The 8,777-nt window shown below is 43.8% G+C and carries 6 protein-coding genes and 1 rRNA gene; 6 read left to right on the forward strand and 1 reads right to left on the reverse strand.

The genetic code is table 11. The annotated features are described in order from the left end of the window. Positions 1-351 precede the first annotated feature (351 nt). The 5 genes from arfA to AC1DSE_RS24565 all read left to right on the forward strand — a co-directional run bounded on the left by arfA (position 352) and on the right by AC1DSE_RS24565 (position 7,235). Entirely contained in the window at positions 352-1,860 is a 1,509-nt protein-coding gene (arfA, locus tag AC1DSE_RS24545) for an arabinosylfuranosidase ArfA (RefSeq protein ID WP_477528324.1), read from the forward strand. A gap of 88 nt (positions 1,861-1,948) precedes the next feature. Beyond that, positions 1,949-2,869 (forward strand): ArsR/SmtB family transcription factor, encoded by a 921-nt coding sequence (locus AC1DSE_RS24550; RefSeq protein ID WP_477512981.1) that lies wholly within the window; start codon positions 1,949-1,951, stop codon positions 2,867-2,869. A 139-nt stretch (positions 2,870-3,008) separates the two neighbouring features. Next, a complete protein-coding gene (locus AC1DSE_RS24555; protein WP_441887183.1) occupies positions 3,009-4,739 on the forward strand; it encodes an ABC transporter ATP-binding protein in 1,731 nt (576 codons plus the stop codon). Further along, positions 4,732-6,576, forward strand: a complete 1,845-nt coding sequence (locus AC1DSE_RS24560; protein ID WP_441887181.1) for an ABC transporter ATP-binding protein — start codon at positions 4,732-4,734, stop codon at positions 6,574-6,576. Before AC1DSE_RS24555 ends, AC1DSE_RS24560 begins: the two co-directional genes overlap by 8 nt. Before the next feature lie 98 nt (positions 6,577-6,674). Further along, positions 6,675-7,235, forward strand: coding sequence for a DUF1232 domain-containing protein (locus AC1DSE_RS24565; protein WP_339204113.1), 561 nt, complete (start codon positions 6,675-6,677; stop codon positions 7,233-7,235). A gap of 78 nt (positions 7,236-7,313) precedes the next feature. Here AC1DSE_RS24565 and glsA read toward each other — a convergent pair whose 3' ends face one another. Then, positions 7,314-8,255 (reverse strand): glutaminase A, encoded by a 942-nt coding sequence (gene glsA, locus AC1DSE_RS24570; protein ID WP_076271731.1) that lies wholly within the window; start codon positions 8,253-8,255, stop codon positions 7,314-7,316. Between the two features lie 379 nt (positions 8,256-8,634). Here glsA and AC1DSE_RS24575 point away from each other — a divergent pair. Continuing rightward, positions 8,635-8,777 (forward strand): 16S ribosomal RNA (locus tag AC1DSE_RS24575); the annotation flags it as partial.

An 8,777-nucleotide genomic window follows, 5' to 3' on the forward strand; every position in this document is an offset into this window, starting at 1 on the left:
ATCTTCTAGTGAGCGTATAGTACTGCTCATGCTCTCAACTCCTGCCGTAGTGTTGAAACAAAGGAATTACCTTATAGTCCCATAGTAGTCTAAAAAGAGGACTAACTCAAGAAACAATTGATAATAACTAGGCAAATTGAACTATAAATTTATGACTTCGTAAACCTTTACCTTGTATCGAATAAAGAATTGGTCCTCTATTCCTATGAATTAATATAAATATAAATTCATTATATATAAAATTAATACTTGAATTAATTACGAACGTGTAGTTAAATAAGTAGTATAAATCACTATTAACTCTTAACTAACTAATTAATGAAATTATTAATTTAATTGAGGTGGATGATTATGACAAACAAAGCGACAATGATAGTGGATAAGGATTTTCAAGTTGGGGAAGTGGATAAACGTATATATGGATCATTCATAGAACATCTTGGGCGTGCGGTTTATGGCGGCATTTATGAGGCGGATCATCCGCAAGCAGATGAGCAGGGTTTTCGCTCCGATGTTCTTGAGCTAGTAAAGGGACTTGATGTGCCTATCGTCCGTTATCCTGGCGGTAATTTTGTATCCGGTTACAACTGGGAGGATGGTGTTGGTCCGGTAGATCAGCGTCCGAAGAGGCTTGAGCTTGCATGGCGAACGGTTGAGCCCACTTGGATCGGCTTTAATGAATTTATGGACTGGTGCAAAAAGGTGAATACAGACGCTATGATGGCCGTCAATCTTGGTACTCGCGGCATTGATGATGCACGCAACTTGATTGAATACTCCAATCATAAGTCAGGATCATATTGGAGCGATCTTCGCATCCAGCATGGTTATAAAGATCCCCATAATGTAAAGACATGGTGTCTCGGCAATGAAATGGATGGACCTTGGCAAATCGGACACAAAACTTCTGTAGAATATGGTCGCCTTGCTAACGAAGCAGGAAAAGCGATGCGATGGGTTGATCCGACCATTGAGCTAGTTGCATGTGGAAGCTCGCACATCGGAATGCCGACGTTCCCTGAATGGGAAGCTACCGTACTTGATCTTGCTTATGATACGATTGATTATGTGTCGATTCATCAATATTATGGGAACCCTCATAACGACACGAAAAACTTCCTAGCACAGTCTATGAGCATGGATTCCTACATTAATACAGTCATTTCAACCTGTGATTATGTGCAAGCAAAAAAACGTGGAAAGAAGCAAATCAACCTTTCCTTTGACGAGTGGAATGTGTGGTATCATTCAAATGCACAAGACCGTAAGCTTGATCCTTGGCAAATTGCTCCGCCACAGCTTGAGGACGTGTATAATCATGAAGATGCACTTGTTGTTGGCTGCATGCTGATCAGTATGCTTAAACGTGCAGATCGTGTAAAGATGGCTTGTATCGCACAGCTGGTTAACGTGATCGCACCAATCATGACGCAAAATGGCGGACCTGCATGGAAGCAAACGATTTATTATCCATACATGCACGCAAGCATTTTCGGTCGTGGCACAGTGCTGGTACCGCTAGTGAAATCGCCGAAGCATGATACAAAGGATTTTACAGACGTGCCATACTTGGAAACGGTAGCCGTTCATAATGAAGAGAAAGAGGAAGTAACGATTTTTGCGGTTAACCGCAACACGGAAGAGTCGCTTCCATTCGAAATCGATTTGCGCAGCTTCGGTGCTTTCCAACTAATTGAACATATCGTGCTTGAATCTGATGATTTGAAAATGACGAACACGGCAGACGCGCCAAATCGCGTAACACCGCACACAGCAGGTAATGCTGCGCTTGCAGACGGCGGGAAAATTGCCGCGACGCTTAGCAAAGCATCATGGAACGTTATTCGTATTAAACTATAATGGAATCAACAAGGGGATCCGGAAGCTGCGATTGCGGCTTTTGGGATGCCCTTCTATTATTATAGTATAGAGAGAGGAGGAGATCGTGATGATAAATGCGAATACGGATGAAGCTTGGCTGCCCTTATATGAGGCATTGGCTAGTCCTGTCAGGCTCTCCATTATTAATTTGCTTGCAACAAATATGATGAACGTAAAGGAGCTTGCTGAAGCTATTGGTCTAAGCAGCGCGATTGTAACGATGCATATTCGAAAGCTGGAGAAGGCTGGCATTGTAGAAACGAAGATGGTTCGTAAACATGGCGGCACACATAAAATTTGCTCGCTTGCTGAACGTAGCATTACGATTGAACTGCCTTCTAAGGCGCTGGATGTGAAGAAGGTGCATGATGTTAGCGTGCCAGTTGGGCATTTTACAGAATTTGAAGTGTTTCCGACTTGCGGCATTGCTACAACGGAGAAGCTGATTGGGCAATTTGACGATCCGCGTTTCTTCTTGGAGCCGGAGCGAATGAATGCAGGCATTCTTTGGTTTGGCAAAGGTTATGTAGAATACAAGGTGCCGAATTATTTGCTAGCGGGACAACGGCCTGTAGCACTTGAAATTACACTGGAGCTTGGCTCAGAAGCGCCAGGCGTAAACGATAACTGGCCATCTGACATTAATTTCTTCCTTAATGGAATGGATATCGGCATGTGGACGAGCCCTGGTGATTATGGAGATGTAAGAGGACGTTTCTCACCGGCTTGGTGGGGAGATCGGGTCAATCAATACGGACTGCTCAAGGTGATACGCATTCAAGAGGATGGGACGCTAATTGATGGACAGCATATGTCATCAACTAGTATCGGTGAAATTGGGTTGGAGCGAAATTTCTGGACATTCCGCATTGGCGTGAAGGAAGATGCCGTTAACGTAGGCGGGTTAACCTTATATGGCAAGGGTTTTGGCAACTATAATCACGATATTATGTTTCGAGTGTTCTATGAAGATGCGCGCAGTGTTTAAGGCAGCTTGACTGCCTTAAGCAGGCGCACCCCCTCCCTCAGATAGCCCCGAGTTTATAATCGTGCATACCATTTTCTGTTCAAAAAGATATAATGAGTAGGATAGCTAATCTAAGCCATTATTACTCGGAGGAACAAAGATGCTGACTATGTTCAATTTTCTCAAAAAATATCGTTTTGCTGCTTACGTTGCTCTGCTGCTTATGCTGGTGGAGCTCGTAGTGGAGCTGCTTCAACCGTATATTATTTCAAAAATCATTGATGATGGTATTGATAAAAATAATTTATCGGTTGTGCTGCAATGGGGCGGCTTTCTAATTGGTTGCTCTGTTATCGCTTTTATTGTAGGAATACTTAGTTCTTTTTATGCTTCACACGTAAGTCAGAGCTTCGGATTTGATTTAAGAGAGCGGCTTTATGAAAAAGTGCAATCGTTCTCATTTGCCAATTTTAATCGTTTTCCGGAATCATCGCTTATTACTAGATTAACGAATGACGTTTCACAGCTGCAAAATACAGTGTTCATGGGACTGCGTATTATGCTTCGCGCCCCATTGCTCGTAATCGGAAGTATCATAATGGCCTTTATCGTTCAGCCTAAGCTGGCCATATGGCTTGCTGCGGTCATTCCGTTTCTTGGTGTTTTTCTGCTTTGGGTGCTTAAAAAGGGAGAAAAGCTTTTTCGTTCTGTTCAGAAGCAGCTGGATCAAGTGAATAGCGTGATGCAGCAAAATTTAATCGGCATGAGAATCGTGCGTGTATTCGTTCGGATGAAGCATGAATCGAAGCGTTTTGCATTTTCCAGCGAGCAGCTGATGGATCGTACCGTATCCGCTCTTCGTTTAACGGAAGTTACGATGCCAATCGTGCTGTTATTTATGAATGCGATTGTTATAGCCGTGTTGTGGTTTGGCAGAATCGAGCTCGATCGGAATGGAGCAACCGTTGGTGAGGTGGTTGCCATTTTGAACTATGCGATGAGGACGATTGGTGCTTTATCCATCATGTCCATGATCGTGGTCAACTTCTCGAGAGCGCGCGCATCAGCTCAAAGAATTGAAGAGGTTGTGCTAACGGATATCGACTTAACAGATACAGTTGACAGCGATGAAGCGGTAAAGCTTCGTGAGGGATACGTTTCCTTCGAGAACGTATCTTTTGAATATCCGGATTCTGATCTGCATGTATTGCGAGATATATCCTTCTCGGTATTACCGGGTGAGACAATTGCCATTATGGGTGCGACCGGTTCTGGCAAAACATCGCTCATTCAACTGATTCCTAGACTTTACGATGTGCAGACGGGCGTGATTCGCGTGGATGGCAAAGACAATCGCTTAATGAAGCTTGAGCAGCTTCGCAAGCAAATTGGGTATGTTCCGCAAGAAATCATGCTGTTTACAGGCACGGTGGCGGATAATATTCGCTGGGGCAAGGAGAATGCCAGCATCGAAGAAATTATAGAGGCTGCCAAACTAGCTCAAATCCATGACACGATTATGAAGCTGCCGGAACAATACGATACGATAGTGGGGCAAAAAGGAGTAAATCTCTCAGGTGGACAGAAGCAGCGTCTAACGATTGCGAGGGCATTAGTTAGAAAGCCAGTTGTGCTGCTGCTTGATGACAGCACAAGCGCACTCGATGTACAAACCGAGGCTGCTCTTCTGCAAGCACTTAAAAATATGAGCTGCACGACATTCCTTATCACGCAAAAAATAAGCTCAACCGTAGCTGCGGATTCAATTCTTCTACTTGATGAAGGCCAATTGCTGGCACAAGGCAAGCATGAGCAGTTGATCCGTGAATCCAGTTTGTATCAGAAAATATACGAGTCACAGTTCGGGAAGGAAGGTGTGTCCCGTGCTTAGACAATTAAAGGAGCCTTTTCAGTACCAAAGATCTGGGGAAGCGGTCGAATCCACTGCAGCAGACAAAGGTAAACGTAAACCACGCGCGCAAAATATGAGCCAAACGCTGAAGCAAATGTGGAGTTACCTGATCGTCTATAAGGGCAGACTTGCAGCTGTCATCGTAATGGTTATATTAAGCTCTGCGTTCTCATTGCTGGGACCCTATATGGCAGGTACCGCAATCGATCGCTTTTTGATGAATAGAGATAGCGGAATTATTGTTTTTCTACTATTGATGGCTCTCGTTTATGCGCTGCACTCGATCACGATGTGGCTCCAAAGTATTTGGATGATAACCATTTCGCAAAAAACGGTCTATCGCATGCGGGTCGAATTGTTTGATCATTTGCACAGGCTGCCGATCCCTTTTTTCAGCAAGCGTCAGCATGGAGAACTAATGAGCCGCGTTACGAATGACATAGAAAACGTAAGCTCATCTTTAAATAGCTCTGTGATTCAAGTGTTTTCAAGTATCCTTCTTCTTGTTGGAACCGTAAGTGTTATGTTGTCCCTTAGTCCGCTTTTGACTCTATTAACCTTCCTCGTTGTGCCGCTTATGGTACTGGGGATGAAATGGATCACAAAACAAACCGGCCGACTGTTCAAAGCTCAGCAGCGCAATCTTGGCGACTTAAATGGTTATATAGAAGAAACATTGTCGGGACAACGCATAGTGAAGGCCTTTTCTCAGGAAAAAACAGTCATCTCCGCCTTCAAGGAGCGCAACGAGCGTATTCGAGTTTCTGGCTTCTGGGCGCAGACGATTTCTGGTTTCATTCCGAAGCTGATGAACGCGTTAAACAACTTAAGCTTCACGATCATTGCAGGAATAGGTGCGATATTTGTTTTAAATGATCAAATAACAGTCGGTACAATTATTATATTTGTGGAATATTCCAGGCAGTTCACAAGACCGCTTAATGACCTTGCTAACCAGTGGAATACGCTATTATCTGCTGTCGCTGGTGCTGAACGTGTATTTGATGTGCTAAGCGAAGATGAGGAACGAAAAGATGAGGGAGCAGCTCGCGAACTTGCAGAAGTAAGCGGAAAAGTCGTTTTTGATAAAGTAACATTTGCTTATGAAGGAAGGATAGCTACGATAAGCGAGGTAAGCTTTGAAGCTACGCCAGGAGAGACGATCGCTCTAGTAGGTCCAACCGGAGCGGGTAAAACAACACTCATCCAGCTTTTGTGCCGATTCTATGATCCGAGCTCGGGTAGCATCTTGATTGATGGGCACGATACACGTACGCTCAAACGTGAAAATTTGCGCTCGCATATGGCGTTTGTACTGCAGGACCCATTTCTGTTCGAGGGGACCATCTATGAAAATATCCGTTACGGCAAGCTGGATGCAACGGATTTAGAAGTCCAACAGGCTGCAAAACTCGCAAACGCACATTCCTTTATTTCTCGTCTGAAGGACGGCTATGGGACCGTACTTAAATCAGACGGCAGCGGAATTAGCCAAGGACAGAAGCAGCTGCTTGCCATTGCCAGAGCGATTCTAGCAGATCCTTCAATCCTTGTATTAGATGAAGCGACAAGCAGTATCGATACGGTGACCGAAATAAAAATCCAGGAAGCGCTGCAACGGCTTATGAAAGGGAGAACGAGCTTTGTCATAGCCCATCGTCTGAACACCATTCAACAAGCGGATCAGATTGTAGTGCTGCGTGACGGTGCCATTTTGGAGAAAGGATCTCATTCACAGCTCCTTATGCAAAAAGGCTTTTACAGCTCGCTCGTTAATGGGCAGCTTAATAATGGCATGCTGAGTGAATCAGATTAAACGTCTGCATGGCACACTATTACTGATATACGCAAACCTTATTGCAACTATTTTAGGGGATGGAGAGTATTATTAGTTATATCAAGGAGGTGGGATGTATGACTATTACCCTGTGCCCCAAATGTGGAAACCAAAATGATGTCGACGCGAACAGGCAAATGGTTGTGGAATGCTCCTCTTGCGGTACGATACTGATTGATGATGCTGATCTTAAAGATGCAGAAGAAGGGCTTCAAAGGACCTTGGATCATAAACAAATCAATCCGCCTGAGGAAGTTGATATAGAAAAGTACATTAGCAAATTAGGTGACCATGAGAAGCAAACGAAGTATGTAGAGGAAGGGTTCTGGGCAAAAGTGAAGCGTCATGCAGCTAAGGTGCCGTTCGCTAAAGAAGTAGTCACGCTTTATTATTGCTCGGCTGATCCCAAGACGCCGCTATCTGCTAAGGTCACAGCTATTGGAGCTTTAGCTTATTGGATTTTGCCGCTTGATCTTATTCCGGATTTTATACCTGTAGCAGGTTTTGTTGATGATGCAACAGCTGTATTCATCGCTTACAGGTCTCTTAGTGGCCAAATAACGGAAGATCACCGTGAGAAGGCAGAGCAGTTTTTCATATTGAACAAAAATGTGAAGCTAATTGATCCACAGTCGTAATACAAACAGTATAAAAAGGATGACCCAGCGAGTTTATCGCAAGCGGTCATCCTTTTTGTTTTCAAGTAAGGCAGTATATTAGAACAAGCTCCATTCAAACTCTCTCGATAACGACTCAAGAAGAGCAACACCAGCGATGCTGTTTCCTTTTCGGTTCAGCGATGGACCAACTAATCCGATACCATAACGGCCAGGCACCAGCGTTAAAATACCGCCGGATACGCCGCTCTTGGCTGGCAACCCGACATGAATCGCAAACTCTCCAGAGGCATTGTACATGCCGCAAGTTATCATAAAGGTTTTGGCAATTTGAACGAAGCGGCGAGGAATAAGCTGTTCTCCGGTTGTAGGATTTTTGCCGTTATGCGCCAGAACTAAAGCCATTTGAGCCAAATCTGCACAGGTTACGCTGATGGAGCAGTGCCGGAAATAAACTTCAAGGACATCTTCGACTGATCCTTGCAGAACACCGTTATCTTTGAGGAAATATGCCATTGAACGATTAAGGTTCGCTGTATCCGCTTCAGAACGATAGACGTCCATATCGTAGTCAAGTGAGCTATTATTAGAAAGAAGGCGAAGGAAGTCTAACACTCGTGCAGATTTTTCAGCAGGATCTTTGCCAGCAATTAAAGAAGAGATCGCAATGGCTCCAGCATTTATTAGTGGATTAAAAGGAATGCCCGGCTGTACGAGCTCAAGCTTCAGCATAGAATTAAAGTTGTCTCCAGTAGGCTCCATGCCAACCTTGTCAAAGACGACATCTTCTCCGTTATCCATTAGCGCTAAAATGAGCGTGAATACTTTTGAAATACTTTGCATCGTAAAAGAGAGATCTGTATCGCCTTCAGATATAGAAAGGCCGTTTGAATCAATAAGGTGTATTCCTAATGCCCCAATCGGTGATTTCGACAGCTCGGGTATATAGGAGGCAACTTTGCCGCTGCTGCATTGTTCACGGCTTGATTCAACCCATTGTGGAAGCAGAGCTTGAATACGTTCGATTTCTGATAATGTCATTTTTATTGCTCCCTCTTGTGAACTAGCTCTAAAATTGGATAAATGGCTGAATAATCATATTATTATTCTATTATAATTACGAAGTGTTTATAAAGTTGGAATTTGTTAAGTTTATTTGAAAGTAATTGGTTATATTTTACCGAAAATCGAGTGAAAACATGCTTTTTAAAGTTTTTTTAAATAAATGCTTGACCAATTGGAGGGGGGCATGATATATTCTAATTCCGGCCGAGAGAAACACGCGGACGACAAGAAAAACAAGCAAGACAAACGATAGAAAAGTTTGCTCTTTGAAAACTGAACAACGAGTAATAACTGCCTTGCAAATCCTTCGGGATGAGCAAATATAGCGATAAAAGTAATGAGCAAGTCAAACACCAATTTGGAGAGTTTGATCCTGGCTCAGGACGAACGCTGGCGGCGTGCCTAATACATGCAAGTCGAGCGGAGTTGATGAGGTGCTTGCACCTCTGATGCTTAGCGGCGGACGGGTGAGTAACACGTGGGTAACCTGCCTATAAG

This window comes from Paenibacillus sp. 01L418 (assembly GCF_056400045.1).